Origin of the sequence: Pikeienuella piscinae (assembly GCF_011044155.1) — a bacterium.
GTDB lineage: Bacteria > Pseudomonadota > Alphaproteobacteria > Rhodobacterales > Rhodobacteraceae > Pikeienuella > Pikeienuella piscinae.
This window is the reverse complement of the sequence record NZ_CP049056.1, coordinates 1360664-1376626: the sequence shown is the minus strand read 5'-3', so window position 1 is coordinate 1376626 and position 15963 is coordinate 1360664. Positions and strand designations below refer to the sequence as shown.

13 protein-coding genes are annotated in these 15963 nt (G+C 65.4%); 9 read left to right on the top strand and 4 right to left on the bottom strand.

Annotated elements, in window-relative coordinates:
* Window positions 1-515: 515 nt before the first annotated feature.
* The 3 genes from G5B40_RS06680 to G5B40_RS06670 all read right to left on the bottom strand — a co-directional run bounded on the left by G5B40_RS06680 (window position 516) and on the right by G5B40_RS06670 (window position 1843).
* Window positions 516-881: a MaoC family dehydratase gene (locus G5B40_RS06680; RefSeq protein WP_165096610.1), complete on the bottom strand. Its 366-nt coding sequence runs from the start codon at window positions 879-881 to the stop codon at window positions 516-518.
* A complete protein-coding gene (locus G5B40_RS06675; protein WP_165096607.1) occupies window positions 878-1501 on the bottom strand; it encodes an ABC transporter substrate-binding protein in 624 nt (207 codons plus the stop codon). The genes G5B40_RS06680 and G5B40_RS06675 overlap by 4 nt, the downstream gene beginning before the upstream one ends.
* 147 nt (window positions 1502-1648) lie before the next feature.
* Window positions 1649-1843: a hypothetical protein gene (locus G5B40_RS06670; protein ID WP_165096604.1), complete on the bottom strand. Its 195-nt coding sequence runs from the start codon at window positions 1841-1843 to the stop codon at window positions 1649-1651.
* Between the two features lie 71 nt (window positions 1844-1914).
* Here G5B40_RS06670 and G5B40_RS06665 point away from each other — a divergent pair, with 71 nt between their 5' ends.
* Entirely contained in the window at window positions 1915-3831 is a 1917-nt protein-coding gene (locus G5B40_RS06665) for a multiheme c-type cytochrome (RefSeq protein ID WP_165096602.1), read from the top strand.
* A gap of 328 nt (window positions 3832-4159) precedes the next feature.
* Here the strand turns inward: G5B40_RS06665 and G5B40_RS06660 are convergent, their stop codons facing one another.
* A complete protein-coding gene (locus G5B40_RS06660) occupies window positions 4160-4933 on the bottom strand; it encodes a hypothetical protein (protein WP_165096599.1) in 774 nt (257 codons plus the stop codon).
* A 288-nt stretch (window positions 4934-5221) separates the two neighbouring features.
* Here G5B40_RS06660 and G5B40_RS06655 point away from each other — a divergent pair, with 288 nt between their 5' ends.
* From G5B40_RS06655 to G5B40_RS06620, 8 genes are all read left to right on the top strand, one after another.
* Window positions 5222-5449 (top strand): hypothetical protein, encoded by a 228-nt coding sequence (locus G5B40_RS06655; RefSeq protein WP_165096596.1) that lies wholly within the window; start codon window positions 5222-5224, stop codon window positions 5447-5449.
* Between the two features lie 244 nt (window positions 5450-5693).
* Window positions 5694-7343 carry an arylsulfatase gene (locus tag G5B40_RS06650; RefSeq protein ID WP_211907430.1) on the top strand — a complete coding sequence of 550 codons (1650 nt, stop codon included), beginning with the start codon at window positions 5694-5696 and terminating at the stop codon, window positions 7341-7343.
* A 70-nt stretch (window positions 7344-7413) separates the two neighbouring features.
* Window positions 7414-8409, top strand: a complete 996-nt coding sequence (locus G5B40_RS06645) for an HAD family hydrolase (protein WP_165096590.1) — start codon at window positions 7414-7416, stop codon at window positions 8407-8409.
* Window positions 8410-8474: 65 nt separating this feature from the next.
* Window positions 8475-9365, top strand: a complete 891-nt coding sequence (locus G5B40_RS06640; RefSeq protein ID WP_211907429.1) for a transporter — start codon at window positions 8475-8477, stop codon at window positions 9363-9365.
* Window positions 9366-9540: 175 nt separating this feature from the next.
* Window positions 9541-10776 (top strand): patatin-like phospholipase family protein, encoded by a 1236-nt coding sequence (locus G5B40_RS06635; RefSeq protein WP_211907428.1) that lies wholly within the window; start codon window positions 9541-9543, stop codon window positions 10774-10776.
* 4 nt (window positions 10777-10780) lie between these two features.
* Window positions 10781-11524: a YfaZ family protein gene (locus G5B40_RS06630; RefSeq protein ID WP_165096584.1), complete on the top strand. Its 744-nt coding sequence runs from the start codon at window positions 10781-10783 to the stop codon at window positions 11522-11524.
* Window positions 11525-11530: 6 nt separating this feature from the next.
* A complete protein-coding gene (locus G5B40_RS06625; RefSeq protein WP_165096581.1) occupies window positions 11531-12649 on the top strand; it encodes an AI-2E family transporter in 1119 nt (372 codons plus the stop codon).
* A 462-nt stretch (window positions 12650-13111) separates the two neighbouring features.
* Window positions 13112-15931, top strand: a complete 2820-nt coding sequence (locus tag G5B40_RS06620; protein ID WP_165096578.1) for an AsmA family protein — start codon at window positions 13112-13114, stop codon at window positions 15929-15931.
* Window positions 15932-15963: the final 32 nt, after the last annotated feature.

Genomic DNA, 15963 nt, shown 5'->3' with positions numbered 1-15963 from the left:
ATCGCCCGCGCCACCCTGTAAGTCGTCCATGATGGAACATGCGCTCAGCCATCCTCAACAATGGCACGCTCGTCGCCGAATCCCGCCGGGCTCGCTCGGGCCGTTCATGCGCGCGCCGCGGTTTTCACGCCGAGGGACTTGGCCTTGCCAACGCCGCGCTTGTATATCTGCGCGACCCATCGCTCGCCGCGTCTGGCGTGGATGGCTGTTTCGTGTCGTGGTCCGACGGGGATGACGGCGGTAGGGGAGCAGGCGACTTATCGATATCGCAGTAACGGCGAACAGTCCCCCGGAGAACGATTATCACTGATAATCAAAGACACAAGCTAAGCGTCGCGCCAATGATGGACTTGGGCGACATCGAATAACTCGTATGTTATCAGATACTTGCGAGGGAAGCAGCGGACGTGTAGCTCAAGCGTAGCACGGATGCAATCATGTACGCCCGCGCTTGACCGGCGCGCTTCCCGACCGGCTCACCCATCACGTCCATACTGTAGCGCCATTCTCAACAGTCAGCCTTCCGGTCGCGCCATAGGCCGGAGCGGCGTGTAGATGATGACCACCTCGCCTCGTTGGTTGACCACTTCATTACGCGTCCTCACCAGACCTCGCCCACCCTTGGACGCGGACCGGATTTCAGTCACCTCGATCTCGACATGGATTGTGCCACCCTCAAGTACTGGTTTGTTCACGTTCAGCTCCATGTTGAGAAAGGTGGGTCCGGTGCCCTGCGCCGTGGCGTTGAGGGTCAACCATTCGGCGATGGCGTAGACCAGCGCGCCGGGGGCGACGCGGCCTGAGATCGCAGAATGCGTTTTCCGGTATTCGGAATCGAGAAAGAGTGCTTCCAGCATGCTGGTGAGAGTCACGAAATTCACGATATCGGTTTCGCGTCAGGCTTCAACCCGGCCTCGTCGAGCAGCGCCCTGGCCTTGTCGAGATCGATCTCGTAGCGTGGCACATCTGGCGAATAGAACGGGTTGCCCGAGTGAATCGGCCCCGTTCCCACTTTAGTTTGCCCGCTGAACAGCACGTTCGCGATGAAATCCGTGTCGATCGCATAGGCGAGCGTCTTGCGCACGCGCAGATCGTCAAACGGCTTCCGGCGCAGGTTCATTTCCAGATAGACCACGGAGCCGATGGCGCCGTAGCCGTCGGTGGTGATGTTCGCGTCCGGGTTGTTCTTGAGCCTGAGCGCGCCTTGCGGCCGCGCACCAAAGTCCGCGAGCAGGTCGATCTCGCCCTTCTCCAGCATCAGCACACGGGTCTCGGCGCGCTCTTTCGCCATCGCTTGGTCGCGCTTCTGACATATGCGCCGGACCTCCGCGTCGAGGATCCCGGCGTCGCTCCCGGGCGAGACGCCGAGCTCATCGCGCATCGCCTGCTTCATCGTCGCGCCGTCCGCGATATCGCCGCGGGCCTCAACACTTTCGATTCCCTGCGGCGCCTGCGCCTCGGTGTATTCTCTCAGGCGTCCGCCTTTGCTCTTCTCGATCATGGATCATGTCTTTCGGTATCGTTTCGGAAAGGATTTCGGAAACCAGGTTTCGGAAACCCGCCGCCCGCGGCGACATTCAGGAGGTGAGGTCGATCCGAGCCGGCGGGAAGACATTTTTCCTGCCGGCCGGGTGTTTTTTCTACGGCGTCAGTCGGGCGGGTCAGGGGCGATGAAACCGTCGAACGCGATCCCGAGGATCGGGGTCTGCTGCGTCTCGCCGTTCCGATGCGTATTGGTCTTCGCGGCAGCCGCACCAGCATCAGCGGCGGCGGCGCGCCCGCGGCGCGACCGGACCCGATCCTGATCGCCGTCCTTCGCGCCGCGCACGGCATGCTTGAACATGACAAACAGGGCCTGCCGCCCCTGAATCCGGGCGCGTGACAGACAGCGCCGTCTATGCGAGTAGGTTCCTGATGCGTCACCTCGTGCACCTCCTCGTCGTTCTGTTTGTAGTTGCCGCCGCGCCGGCGACTGGACAGAAGACGCCCGGCTATGTCGGTTCCGACGCCTGCACCGGGTGCCACACCGGCGCCGCCGAGGCGTGGGCCGGCTCGCATCATGCCCTCGCTTGGACAGAGGCCTCGCCCGAGACCGTCGTCGCCGACTTCGACGGCACGCAGTTCGCCCTCGACGGGATGACCGCCCAGTTCCGCACCGACGGCGAAACCTACGACGTCGAAGTCACCGAGACCGACGGCACCACCACCGACTACCCCGTCCACTCCGTCGCCGGCATCGAGCCGCTGCAGCAGTACCTGCTCGAGACCGAGCCCGGGCGCCTGCAGAGCTTCGACGTCGTCTGGGACACCGAGCGGGAGGAGTGGTACCACCTCTACCCCGACCAGGACCTGCCGCCCGACGACGCGCTGCACTGGACCGGTCCGTACAAGACCTGGAATGCCCGTTGCGCCGAGTGCCACGCCACCGGCTACGACAAGAACTACGACGCGACCACGCAGACCTACGCCTCGACCGAGGTCGAGATCGGCGTCGGCTGCGAGGCCTGCCACGGACCCGGCTCGGAACACGTCGCCTGGGCGGAGATCGCGGATAGCGGCGCCGACCTCGGCGCCTACGGCTTCACCGTGGACTTCGACGACACCGAGGCGGCGATCCAGCAATGCGCCGGCTGCCACTCGAGGCGCGAACCCTATGGCGACGGCAACCCGATCCCGGGAACACCCTACCACGACGCATATAACCTCTCGCTGCTGCGCCCTGGCCTCTACCACGCCGACGGCCAGATCCTCGACGAAGTCTACGTCTACGGGTCGTTCCTGCAGTCGAAGATGTTCGAGGCGGGCGTCGGCTGCACGGACTGCCACGAACCGCATACAGCCGAACTCGTGACCGAGGGCAACGCGGTCTGCACCCAGTGCCACTCCCCCGCCGGCCGCGAGGAGTTTCCGGCGGCCGCGGGAGAGTACGACACGCCGGCGCACCATTTCCACGAGGAAGGTTCCGAGGCCGCGCAATGCGTCAGCTGCCACATGACCGACCGCGCCTACATGGGCGTCGACTGGCGGCGCGACCACAGCTTCCGCATCCCGCGCCCCGACCTTGCCGCGACCACCGGTGCGCCGGACGCCTGCACGACGTGCCATGAGGATCGCGAGCCGGACTGGGGGGCAGAGAGGATCGCCGAGTGGTTCCCGGACCCCGTGCATCGCGGGCCGCATTACGGAGAGACCCTCGCGCGCGGTCGAGAGGATGCGGTCTCCGCCGCCGGCGAACTCGCGGATCTCGCTGCCGACGAGAGCCAACCCGGCATCGTGCGCGCGACGGCCCTCTGGCTTCTGGAACAGGCGAACAGCCCCTCGACCGCCGAGCGGCTGGCGCCGCTCCTTCAGGACCACGACCCACTGGTCCGGGCCGCCGCCGCGGGCCTCCAGCGGACCGCGCCCCCAATGGAGCGGCTGCCGCGCCTCGCCGGGCTGCTCGACGACCCTTCGCGCAGCGTCCGCATCGCCGCGGCACGTCAATTCCTCGACGCGCCGATCGCCCGCCTGCCGGACGAGATCGCGACAGACTTCGCCGCCGCCATGAACGACTGGCAAGGGGCCCTGGCGAGCCGTCTCGATTTCCCCGAGACGCACCTGCAGTCGGCGGGGATGGCCCTGACCCTGCGGAACTTCCCCGCCGCCACCAGCGCGTTCCGCGAGACCGTGCACCTCGACCCGCAGCGGACCGACGCATGGGTGATGCTCGTCCGCATCGCCGCCGCGACCGAAGGCGTCGATGCGGCGCGAGCCGTGCTTTTCGAAGCTCTGGAAGCAAACCCTCAGGATACGACCCTTCGCGGCATCGCAAGCGAGCTGCCACCGCCCTGACGCTTCTGCGTGGCGCGAGGACAGAGTTCTGCGTTCGGCAGATCAGATTGCCGCGAGACGCAAGGTCGGCAACATTGGGTGTGCGTGCCCGGGCCGACTGTCTTAGACGCACCCCGCGTTTAACAGCGGCCATCGGTAGCCAGTGGCTTAGAGCCAAAAGCCAGCGCCGCCGCCCGCGCGCTCATCCCGTCGCGCAGCACCGCCCGCCGGACGTGATCCTACCCTGATTGAGTGGACACCCATGATAGGCTTTCGAGCCAAGAGGAGGAGTGTCCGATGGAGACGACGAAGCGCCGGTATTTTCCGGATGAGTTCAAGCGGCGCCCCGTCAGGCAGGCGCAGGGCCCGTCGCTGTCGAGACAGCGCAGGTCTCGCCCGGCGGCCGGAAAAACACACGGATTCCCGAGAAGCGGCTCAGGTCGTTGGCCAGTTGGTTGGCAATGCCGAACGCAAGGTAGCGGTCACTGTCGTCGTCGCTGAGCGCCACGAAGGATCCGATCGCGACGGCGGGCGGGCGGCCGTGACCCGTCGCGGACGAGCCGTCTTCCGCTCCGCGAAAGAGGAAGATCGAGACGACGCCTGCGATCAGCGCCAAGGCGCCCGCCGCGACCATGGCGAGCTTCGGCGTCGTCCAGCGCGGCCGAAGAGCGGCGGGCGCCTCGACATCGCCTTCGATCGTCTCCGATATACCGGTTTCGGGCGCCACATCGTCGGCAGGCGCCCCCGCGCGAGGTTCAAACACCGGCACGTATCCGCCCTTCGGGATCGAAATCCGGACCGGATCTGCGGCTCCGACCCCGACATAGTAGCTGCTCAGGTCGTGGCGTAGACGTCTCGCCTCGAGGCGCACCACCGGATCCGTCTTGGCGTCGAAGGTTTCGTCCCGCCCGTAAACCGCGGAGGCGATCGTGAATCCCTCGAGCTCGCGAGCGCGCCCCGCGAGCGTTTCCTGAACGACGAAGCACAGCATCTCACGACGCTTTTGGGTCGCCGGAAAGTCCTTGCTGGACAACAGCCGAGCCAGTTCCGCTCGAATTTCGGCTTCGGAGAAGTCTTCAACATGCGGCTGACAAGACTGTCCAAACCCTTCCGAATTGGCCATCAACACCATCCGCCGCCGAATCACTGCTCGAACATAGCACGCTTCGTCCAGCCGCCTGTCGAGCACGTCAGGGCAGCTCTAATTGCCGACGTGGAATACGGGCAAGGTGCTGATTTAAAATAATTGTTAAGAGTTCGAACCCGTTCGTACTCCCTGCCGTCGCGCCTCTCGATGCAGCATGCCCTCAGTTGGAACGCTGATAGGCAGGGGGATCACGCCACACCAAAAAATCGAAGAAGCACCGATCGCCATGATCGCGAAAGCAACCTTTCCACTGGAACGGGATGGATGGAACCATGGACAGCCATGGCGGAACGCTGGCCGGATCGAATTCTCGAGATCCGCTGGCTTTGCGCCGTCGATGCAGAGTTCCGCTCGATCGTCTCCGACTACCGAGCGGCTTGCGACGCCCTGGATCGGTGGCGGGGAGTCGACCCGCCCGGCTCCGAGCGCATCGTCGGCTTCGAGGATCTGATCATCGAGATCGAGGCCGAGATCGAAGAAATGCTCAAGTGAAGTTGTCGTCTGCGCCTCTGCGGACACCGGTCCGAACCGGAATCAATGCTTGGCGGTGATGAAGGGAACCTTGCTGGAAACAAGATGAGGACCGGCGAGCGAGCCGCGCCGAGCCTCTCCAGGAACCGAAGGAAGAACTGGCGTCGGCGCGCCGCGCGCCGACGCAGGACCGGATGTCGCTGCGGAATCCAGCCTGCGCCATCTCCCGAAACGTAAGCCGATAAAGAAAAAAGGAACCATGACAATGCGAATTTCATCAGTATTGCCGGCCATCGCGGTCGGCGTCACGGCGCTCGCCGCGCCGGCGATGGCGCAGGACCAGAGCGCAGCGGGCGGCAAACCCAATATCCTTCTGATCGTGTCGGACGACACCGGTTGGGGCGACCTCGGGCCGTACCTGGGCGGCGCGGCGCGCGGGATGCCCAGCCCGGCCATCGACAAGCTGGCCAGCGAGGGGATGTTCTTCACCAACTTCTACGGTCAGCCGAGCTGCACGCCCGGCCGCGCCGCGATGCAGACCGGCCGCATCCCCAACCGTTCGGGCATGACCACGGTGGCCTTCCAGGGTCAGGGCGGCGGCCTGCCGGCGGCGGAATGGACGCTGGCTTCGGTGCTGAAAACCGCCGGGTACAAGACGTATTTCACCGGCAAGTGGCACCTGGGGGAGAGTGACTACGCGCTGCCCAACGCGCAAGGCTACGACGTGATGAAGCACGCCTTCCTCTATCACCTAAACGCCTACACCTACGCCGATCCCGACTGGCACCGGAACATGAGCGACGATCTGCGCAAGATGTTCGTCAAGGTGACCACCGGCTCGCTGTCCGGCAACGCCGGCGAGAAGGCGACTGAAGACTACAAGGTCCTGGGCGACGCCGACACGCCGGATCAGGGCAAGGTCGGGATCAAGTACCTGGACGCCCATGTCCAGGCGACCGCGTTCGAGTTCCTCGAAGACGCCGCGAAGGACCCGGACACGCCGTTCTTCATCAACGTCAACTTCATGAAGAACCACCAGCCCAACATTCCGCACCCGGATTTCGTCGGCAAGTCGATCACCAAGTCGAACTACGCCGACTCAGTCGTCGAACTGGACGCCCGGATCGGCAACGTGCTGGACAAGCTCGACGAGCTCGGCCTCGCCGAAAACACGCTGGTGGTCTACACCGTGGATAACGGCGCCTGGCAGGACGTCTACCCGGACTCGGGCTACACCCCGTTCCGCTCGACCAAGGGCACGGTGCGTGAAGGCGGCAGCCGCGTTCCCGCCGTCGTGCGGTGGCCCGGCAAGGTGGATGCCGGTTCGAAGAGCGACGCCATCGTCGGCGGCCTCGACCTGATGGCCACCTTCGCCGCCGCCGCCGGGATCGAGCTGCCGACCGAGGACCGCGAAGGCCAGCCGATCATTTTCGACAGCTACGACATGACCCCGGTACTGACCGGATCGGGCGAATCGAAGCGCAAGGACTGGTTCTACTTCACCGAGGACGAACTGACGCCGGGCGCGGTGCGCGTCGGGAACTTCAAGTATGTCTTCAACCTTCGCGGCGACGACGGTGCGCAGACCGGCGGTCTCGCCGTCGACACCAACCTCGGCTGGAAGGGCGCGGAAAGCTATGTCGCCACCGTTCCCCAGGTCTTCGACCTGCTGGCCGATCCGCAGGAGCGGTACGACATCTTCATGACCACCTTCACCGAGAGCACCTGGGCGGTGGTCCCGGCCAACGAGGCGGTGAAGGCCAAGATGAAGACCTATATCGACTACCCGCCCCGCAAGCTGCAGTCGGAGACCTACTCCGGCCCGGTCACGCTGACCCAGTACCAGCGGTTCAAATACATCCGCGATCAACTGCAGAAGGATGGCGTGAGCATCGGGCTGCCTTCGGGCAACTGATCCCCGCGCAAGCTTCGAGCCGGGCCTCGCGGGGCCCGGCCACTTCGCATTCTCTCTTGGAGAAGAACCGATGATTTTCTCGACCGACCACCTGCGGACCCTCTGCGCCGCCGCCACGATCGCCGGCGCCGCCGCCGTCGCGCACGCGCAGGAAGACCCGCTGCCCTCGTGGAACGACGGCGAGACCAAGTCCGCCATCGTCGCGTTCGTCGAAGCGGTGTCGGAGGAGGGCGGGCCGGATTTCGTCCCCGTCCCCGAACGCGTCGCGACCTTCGACAACGACGGCACGCTGTGGGCCGAGCAGCCGATGTACACCCAGCTCGCCTTCGCGATCGACCGCGTGAAGGCCCTAGCCGACCAGAATCCCGACTGGAAGACAACCGAGCCCTACTCCTCCATCCTCAAGGGCGACATCGCGAAAGCCTTTCCCAACGGCGTCAAGGACGTGCTGAAGGTCGTCCTCGCGACGCATTCGGGCCTCACGTCCGATCAGTACGCCGCAGTGGTGCGGGACTGGCTCGAGACCTCCCGCCACCCCGCCAAGGGCGCGGCCTACACTAAGATGGTCTACCAGCCGATGCTGGAGCTCCTGGCCTACCTTCGGTCCAACGATTTCAAGACGTTCATCGTCTCTGGCGGCGGGATCGACTTCATGCGCGTCTTCACCGAGGAGGTCTACGGCGTTCCGCCCGAGCAGGTCATGGGCAGCTCGGCCAAGCTCAAGTTCGACATCGTCGACGGCGCGCCTGTCCTGCTCAAACAACCCGAGATGGACTTCATCGATGACGGCCCGGGCAAGCCGGTCGGGATCGGCACGCATATCGGGCGCAAGCCTATCGCCGCCTTCGGCAATTCCGACGGCGACCTGCAGATGCTTCAATACACTTGTCTGCCGCCCGGCCCGAGTTTCTGCCTCTACGTCCACCATACGGACGCGAAGCGCGAGTGGGCCTACGACCGCAAGGCGACGTTCGGAAAGCTCGACAAAGGCCTCGACGCCGCCGCGTCCCACGGCTGGACAGTGGTGGACATGGCGAAGGACTGGCGGGTGGTGTTCCCGGACTGAGGAAGTAGAACCTCCGGCCGACAGCCCGCCGCTTTCTGCAGGATTGAACAGCGAGAGGACGACCAATGAGCAAACTCAGGAAACTGATGGGCGCGGCGCCGGCGAGCGATCAAGCGGCGAGCCCGGCGCCGCCGAGATGGCGGCTCGGCGCGGCGGTTCGGTTCTTGCAACCGTGCCTGGCGGCCGCAGCATTGGCTCTGACGGGCGATCCCGCGTTGGCCGCGGATAACGATTCCGATCTGGCCAAGAAGCTTTCGAACCCGATCTCCTCGTTGATCTCGGTCCCGTTCCAGTTCAACTACGATCAGGGCTACGGGCCGGAGGACGGCGAGAAGCTTTTGCTCAACGTGCAGCCGGTCGTGCCGATCAGCCTCAGCGAAAACTGGAATCTCATCTCGCGCACGATCGTCCCCATCGCCTGGCAGGACGACATCGCCGGCCGCTCGGGCAAGCAGTTCGGCCTTGGCGACGTCCTGCAGAGCGGCTTCTTCTCGCCGAAGGCGCCCTTGCAGACCGCCGTCGGCAACTTGACCTGGGGCGTCGGGCCGGTGCTCTCTCTGCCAACCTCGACCGACGATCTGCTCGGAAGCGGCAAGTTCGGTCTCGGTCCGACCGGCGTCGCCCTGGTGCAGGAAGGGCCCTGGACCTACGGCGCCCTGGCCAACCACGTCTGGTCCGTGAGCGGCCGCGACAAGGTGAGCGCGACCTTCCTGCAGCCATTCCTGACGCACACCTCGTCCTCGGCCTGGACGATCGGAGTGAACTCGGAGTCCTCCTACAACTGGAAAGCCGACCAGTGGTCCGTCCCGATCAACGTCTTCGTGGCCAAACTGGTCAACATCCAGGATCAGAAGGTCCAGTTTCTGGTCAATGGACGCTACTGGGCCGAGTCTCCCGACGCCGGCCCCGATTCCTTCGGGGTGCGCGCACAGATCACCCTGCTGTTTCCGGATTGAGATCGTGAAGCTTGAGCCCATTCGCATCACCGCGGCTCCCTGGCTGACGCAGGGACGCGGCGGCAGGTTCAACCCGCTCAGCGCGATTGCCAGGCGGCGAGACGAGACGCCGCGCCTAGGCTGCGGCAGCCGTGCGCGACTTGACCGCATGTACGGCCGACGCCCTCATCGACGCATGCTCGACGCGTTCGCGACGATCTGCGTGGGTCTGGCGTTCCTAGCCCAGTCCGGCTGCGTCTCGATCACGCGCACCCCGGTTCCGGCAGACCTGGCCGACATCGTCCAGCCTCTCGGCACGCCGGGGCTTCGGGAGTGGGGCGATGCGCTGACGCCAGCGGAGGTCGACAGGTTGCTTGAAACCGCGGGGCCGTTGCTGCGCGAACGGTTCGGGCGCGAGGTTGCGGCCGGGCGGACGCCGCAGGTCGACTATCTCGCGTTGTCGGGAGGCGGCCAGTGGGGCGCCTTCGGCGCCGGCCTTCTGGCCGCCTGGACCGAAAGCGGGACGCGGCCCGAGTTCCAGGGTGTCGCCGGCGTCTCCACCGGCGCCATCATCGCTCCTTTCGCGTTCCTCGGACCCGAGTACGACGACATGCTCAAGGAGTTCTACTCCGCCTATACGACGGACGATCTCCTCGAGAGCACCGTAGTCACGGGCTTGATCGCCGGCACGGCGCTCGCCGACACGACGCCGCTCGCCCGGCTGATCGAGAAATACATAACTGCGGAGCTTCTCGATCGCATTGCCGAAGAGCACCGGCGCGGACGGGAGCTCAGCATCGGCACGACCAACCTCGACGCCGGTCGACCGGTCATCTGGAACATCGGCGAGATCGCGAACTCCGGCCACCCGGGCGCGCTCAAGCTCGTGCAGGAGCTCATCCGCGCTTCGGCGGCGATCCCCGTCGCCTTTCCGCCGATGTTCGTCGATGTCGAAGGGCCGGACGGCCGCGTCTATGATGAGATGCATGTCGACGGCGGGGCCTCGTCGCAGGTTACTTTCATCTCGCCTCAGGTGCCGATCGCCGAAGCGACACGGCGGATTCTCGGGCGCGATCTCGATCGCAGGGTTTGGGTCGTGGTCAACAACGACCTTGCCCCGCCTCATTCGACAGTTCGAGCTCGTCTGCCCGCTATCGGCTTTGCGGCGGTGAGTTCGCTGATCCGCGGCAGCGGAACCGGCGACGTTTATCGTCTCTACGCGATTGCTCAGCGCGACAAGGTCGACTTCAACGTGACCTGGATACCGCCCGAGATCCCCTGTCCGGACCCGGACGAACAGTTCGACCCGTCCTTCATGTCCTGCCTCTACGAGTTTGCGGGAGATTATTTCCGCACCGGCGAGGCGTGGCGCGACGCCCCGCCCTTCTTCGCGACGGGCCTGCCCGACGCCTCCCAAACCTCCAAAAGGTGACGCCATGCTCCGCAGGTTTCTGTTTGCGCTTCTCCTCATCCCGTCTGCGGCTTTTTCTCAGGACAAGGCCGAGGGCTGGAGCGGTCGCGCCACGATCTACGGCTGGCTCCCAGCCATCGACGCCGACGTGGGCGTGGACGGTCCTCGAGGGGGGCGACTGAACGGCAGCGGTTCGGCGGGGATCGACAATGTACTGGAAGCCTTGAAATTCGCCGTATTCGTGAACGGCGAACTACGGCGGGGCCGGTTCGGCATCGTCGGGGACATAGTTTACGCGGATCTGGACTTCGACGGGAGAAGTTCCCTCGGGGTTCGGCGGAAACTCGGCATGACCTCTTTTCTGGGCACCGGCCTGCTCGCATGGCGGACTTGGGAAGACGATGCCGCCTGGTTCGATCTGATGGGGGGCGCGCGCGTGGTGAGGACCAAGGCGACCGTTTCACGGTCCGGCGCCCTGATCTCCGCCAGCGGCAGCTCGACCAGCGCATGGGTCGATCCTGTCATCGGTGCGCGCGGGCGCTACCCCATCGCCGAACGCTCTTCGGTTTTCGGCTTGGCGAACGTTGGCGGATTCGGCGTCGGCTCCGAAATCGCGTGGGAAGCGATGGCGGGCGTCAGCTACGAGTTCAACGAGAATATCGAAGCGGAGTTGGCGTTTCGTTACATCTACATGGACTATGAGAGCGGCTCGTTGGAGCAAACGCTGGAGATGTACGGTCCCGTGGTCGGCCTGACCTTCAGGTTCTGAGGCCGGATGATAAGCGAGTCGAAAGTTGAAGCCGAGCAGGAGGCTCCCCCGGCGGCGCCTCCATCGCCGCCGCCGTGGTTCCTTGGCCTCGCGTCAATCGCGATTCTTCTGCCGCTCCTCCATTACGGCCGGGACTTCTTCGTACCGCTCTCGATCGCCGTGCTGCTTTTTATTCTGATCGTCGCGATCGGAGAGCGGACGCGAGGGATCACGATCGCCGGCCGCGGGATCCCGGGGTGGGCCGCGCACGTGTTGAGCATGACAGCGGTTTTCGGCTTCTTCGCCGGAGCGATCCGCGTGATCACAGGTCAGGTCGCCGAGATGTCCGCGGCAGCACCCGTCTATGCGACCCGTCTGGGAGCGCGGATCGACAATCTGTCCGCCGCGATCGGACAGGACGCCGCCGACCGGCTTCGCGCGAAGCTCGAGCATTTCGATGTCGAGGCGGCGCTCTCGAGTCTGATCGCGCCCGCGGGCGCTGTCCTCGCCACGGCGCTTCTGGTATTCTTCTACGTGCTGTTCATGCTCGCGGAGCGGGAAGCGTTCGCGCGAAAGCTACCCATCGCGCTCGGCTCCGAGGCGCGGGCCGAACGGCTGGCGCGCGCCGCGCGGACCATTTCGATCATCGTGCAGAGATACATGTGGATCAACACGCGGACCAGCGCGCTGGCCGCGGCGGTGCTCTATGCCGTTCTCAAGCTCACCGGAGTTGATTTCGCCGCGCCGCTGTCGCTCCTGATCTTCTTCACCGCGTTTATCCCGACCGTCGGCACGGTTTTCGGCATCGCGGCACCGGCCGTCTTCGCTCTGCTGCAGTTCGGCTTCGCATGGCCCTTCTGGTTCGTGCTGATCGTCGGCGGCGCGCTGAGGCTGATCATCGACAACGTGATCCAGCCGATGCTGGCCGGGCGGAGCCTCGACATGAGTTCCCTGGCAGTGATGCTGGCGCTCGCGCTTTGGGGCGGCCTTTGGGGCCTCGCCGGAGCGTTTTTGAGCGTGCCGCTTACGGCCGTCTTCATGATCGTCTGCGCCCAATTCCCGGCGCTGCGGCTTTTCGCGACGCTGCTCTCCGCCGACGGGGCGGTGGTGTCGCGAAACGACGTCTCCGACGAGCAGGCACGGTAGCATCCACGCGACCGGGGCGCCGCGCGACGGACGAGCCGCGCCGGAACGCTCGGCGAGGCTCAGGCCCGCACCACGGGACCTGCGGTCTGCTTCGGGTCGGCGCCAATATGGAGGGGGCTGCCGAACGGCGCGCACCGCTCGCCTGCCGCCATCTGGCCGAGGCGTTCGACCGGGTCCTGCCATGACGCGCCGATGAGATCCGGACCACTCCGACCCGATGGGGTATCTACCGCATCAGTTCAGAGCGTTTCGGCCGCTGTAGTCTGAAGGCGGCGACGGATGGTCGTTGCGATGGCGTCCAGGGCTCGCGTCTCGACTTCACCGTGAAGTCTGCCGGCGCTATGCTTGCGGGCCTCGCCGGAATGCGGTGCGGCTCTTCCACCACTCTGCGTCTTCTGGCGGCGCCGTTCGCAGCTGACGCCGAAGATTCTCTTTAAATCGTCCACAAGGAGACGAGAGCGTATGATCAGAACCTTTCGTCGCCTCACGCTATTCGCCGGGGTCATCCTCGTTGCGCTAGGGGGGATCGTGCTGGCGGTGCTTTTGGCGCCGCCGCTCAACGGGACGCGGAGCGCCGTTGCGGCCTCTTTGCTGTCTCGGCTGACCGGACGCGAGGTCGCCGTCGGCGGCGAGGTCTCAGTAGAGCTCGGCGCGGTCTCCAAGGTCATGATCCACGGCGTTTCTCAATCTGGCGCATCGCTCGACGACGGGCCGATCGGGCGGGTGTCTCTGGACTTCCGGACCGCTGCCTTGCTCTCTGGGCGGTTCGATCTGCAGCGACTTGAGCTCGCCGGTTTGCGCTTCGTCCTCGACGGCCCGGCTGCCCCCCACGAGAGGCCGCTTCCGCAGCGCATCGCCGCGCAGATAGGCGATGCCCTCGGCTCGCCGCTGCTCGGCAAGCTGACGCTCAACGACGTTCAAGTGATGCGCACTGACGATCCGGACGGCTGGAACTGGACGCTGTCGCTGCATGAACTCGCTACGCGGGAGGCCCAGGAGGGCGTCTATGCAATCGAGGGAAAGGCCGCTTTCGACGGCCAGCCCGTCGAACTCGCTGCGACTCTGCCGGATCTCTCGATGGCGCTGGAGCGGGACGGGCCGCAGAATCTCGATGTCAGCGTGACGGCGCCGGGCCTTGCGGCCGAGCTGCGGGGACGTCTCCACGGAACCTCTCGATCCCCGGCGCTCGACGCCCAGCTTGCATATTCTTCGACGTCGCTCGGCGATCTGCAGGAAAGCTTCGGCCTCAAGCGTCTGATCGAAGGCTCGGCGACGGGAGGCATGACGCTCAGCGGCCCGCTGGATGCGCTGGCGGCGTCTTCCGCGATCCTCGAGGCGAAGGGCGCGGACGGCTCCACGCTGACCGTAAACGGCACGATCGATGACCTGTCGGCGGGCGAGGGGGCCGCGTTCGACTTCGTCGCGTTGACCGCGAACGCGTCCCGGACGGATACGGCCGGCGTGGACGATGTCGGCCACGGGGACGCGCCTGGCGATCACGGTTCGCCGTCGCCTTCCGCCAGCGGTTCGCCCGGCGGCGGGCAAGAAAGGGTGAAAGGCGTTGCCGTTTCGCCCATTCCGAAGCCGCGTCCCATCAGGATGCCCGGCGTGAAGGAACCTGGACGCGCTGCCCCCGATGACAGCCTGTCTGCCGAAGCTGACGCCGCCTTTCATCTGCTGAAGATGGCCGGACGCATCGAGGGAGGCGTGTCGGAGATCGCGGTGAACGAGCTCGTTCTGAACACGAACCTCGCCAGGTTCCAGCTGCAGACCATCGGTCCGGTCAAGATAGGGGCTGTGCGTCGCACCGTTGACGGTCGGCTCCAGATCGCAGACATCCAGCTGCGGCAGGACTGGGCCGATGGCGGGGCCCTTGAGGTCGCCGGGAGCCTGGACGACGCTCTCGAACTCCGAGGATGGAGCCTGGACGCCGATTTCCGCGTTCCGGTGTTTCGGCTGATCACCGGGCGTCCAGAGGCGGGCGACGTCGGCGGTTTCGCCGGCAGCGCCGCGTTGTCCGACGCTTCGGGGGCTATGCAGGTCACGAGCTTTGACGCGAAGTCCGAAGGCTCGGATCTGATCGCGCTCAGCGTCGCGCACCGGTCTGCCTCGGAACCGAACGCCTTCGATGTGCGCATCGACATTCCCGACGTGAGCGCGCTGGCGTCGGCGCTCGAAACGACGGCGTCCCCTGGCTACGGGGTGGCCTTCGACGGCGCCATGGCGCTCGGCGATCCGGGGCTTTCCATCACGGGCGATGCGAGGCTGGGACAGACTGCGGCGGCCGTCGACATCCGGAGCGCGGTGGAAGGCGATGCGCCGCGGATCAGCGGTTCGGTGGCGATGAGCGAGGCCGATCTTTCGAACGTGAAGATGGGCCGAGAAGTGGCGCGGCTGTTCGCGGCGCGTCAAACGCCCGAGGTCGAACTGAGGAAAGGTTTCGTCGAACGCACTCGTGCGACGATCAAGGTCTCCGCGGGTACGGTGCGCGGCGTGGGAGGCGAAGCGAAGCGGCTGGATGCGCTCGTGTCCGTAGACGGGCGCCGGGTTCGGCTAGATCCGCTGGCTCTCGAGTTTCTCGGCGAGACGTTGAGCGGAGCCATCGAAGCCGAAACCGATACGAAACCGCTCTCGCTGACGGTCGACGGGCAAGGACGTGGATTGCAGCTGCAACGTCTGGAAGCGTTCTTCGTCGGGCCGCCGAAGCTGTCAGGGACGCTCGACGTTGACGCATCCCTCTCGGGACGTTGGGACGGAGCGGAAGCCTTCGCCGCATCCATGAGCGGGGTCGTGTCGGCCGATCTTCGCGACGGGACTCTTCCGAGCGCCGTCGTCGATCTTGCCGGAGAGAACGCGCTGCATTGGCTTTTCACGCGCGATGCGGACGGGAGAGCGCCGCTCACCTGCGTCAAGGTCCGGTTTGAGTTCGCAGATGGAAAGGGCGACGCGCGGAGGTTCGTTCTGGAGACGGGGCAGGTGCAGATGATCGGCGGCGGATCGATCGATCTTCGGCAGCGCACGTTGGACATGCACTTCAATCCGAGACCGAAAAGGCGCGGCGTGATAGACGCCATCGGCTCCGTATCGGTCACCGGGCCCATTGACGATCCGCGAGTGGATCTCTCCGAGGGAGATATCGCGAAGAAGGTCGTCGCGGACACGATCGGCGCGCCTCTTTCATTCCTCGCCTCGATTCTCGAGGACCATGACGAGAATCTCTCAGCGGCGCACGAGCCTTGCACGGTGACGATGAAGGATGTTGGAGAAGAGACGGAACGATGATGGCGCGAAACCAGCGGCGGCGCGTTCAGCCT

Coding starts and splice junctions, on each gene's coding strand:
- G5B40_RS06675 (WP_165096607.1), bottom strand. CDS start 1,501: ATGATCGAGAAGAGCAAAGGCGGACGCCTGAGAGAATACACCGAGGCG.
- G5B40_RS06670 (WP_165096604.1), bottom strand. CDS start 1,843: ATGTTCAAGCATGCCGTGCGCGGCGCGAAGGACGGCGATCAGGATCGG.
- G5B40_RS06665 (WP_165096602.1), top strand. CDS start 1,915: ATGCGTCACCTCGTGCACCTCCTCGTCGTTCTGTTTGTAGTTGCCGCC.
- G5B40_RS06660 (WP_165096599.1), bottom strand. CDS start 4,933: ATGGCCAATTCGGAAGGGTTTGGACAGTCTTGTCAGCCGCATGTTGAA.
- G5B40_RS06655 (WP_165096596.1), top strand. CDS start 5,222: ATGGAACCATGGACAGCCATGGCGGAACGCTGGCCGGATCGAATTCTC.
- G5B40_RS06650 (WP_211907430.1), top strand. CDS start 5,694: ATGCGAATTTCATCAGTATTGCCGGCCATCGCGGTCGGCGTCACGGCG.
- G5B40_RS06645 (WP_165096590.1), top strand. CDS start 7,414: ATGATTTTCTCGACCGACCACCTGCGGACCCTCTGCGCCGCCGCCACG.
- G5B40_RS06640 (WP_211907429.1), top strand. CDS start 8,475: ATGAGCAAACTCAGGAAACTGATGGGCGCGGCGCCGGCGAGCGATCAA.
- G5B40_RS06635 (WP_211907428.1), top strand. CDS start 9,541: ATGCTCGACGCGTTCGCGACGATCTGCGTGGGTCTGGCGTTCCTAGCC.
- G5B40_RS06630 (WP_165096584.1), top strand. CDS start 10,781: ATGCTCCGCAGGTTTCTGTTTGCGCTTCTCCTCATCCCGTCTGCGGCT.
- G5B40_RS06625 (WP_165096581.1), top strand. CDS start 11,531: ATGATAAGCGAGTCGAAAGTTGAAGCCGAGCAGGAGGCTCCCCCGGCG.
- G5B40_RS06620 (WP_165096578.1), top strand. CDS start 13,112: ATGATCAGAACCTTTCGTCGCCTCACGCTATTCGCCGGGGTCATCCTC.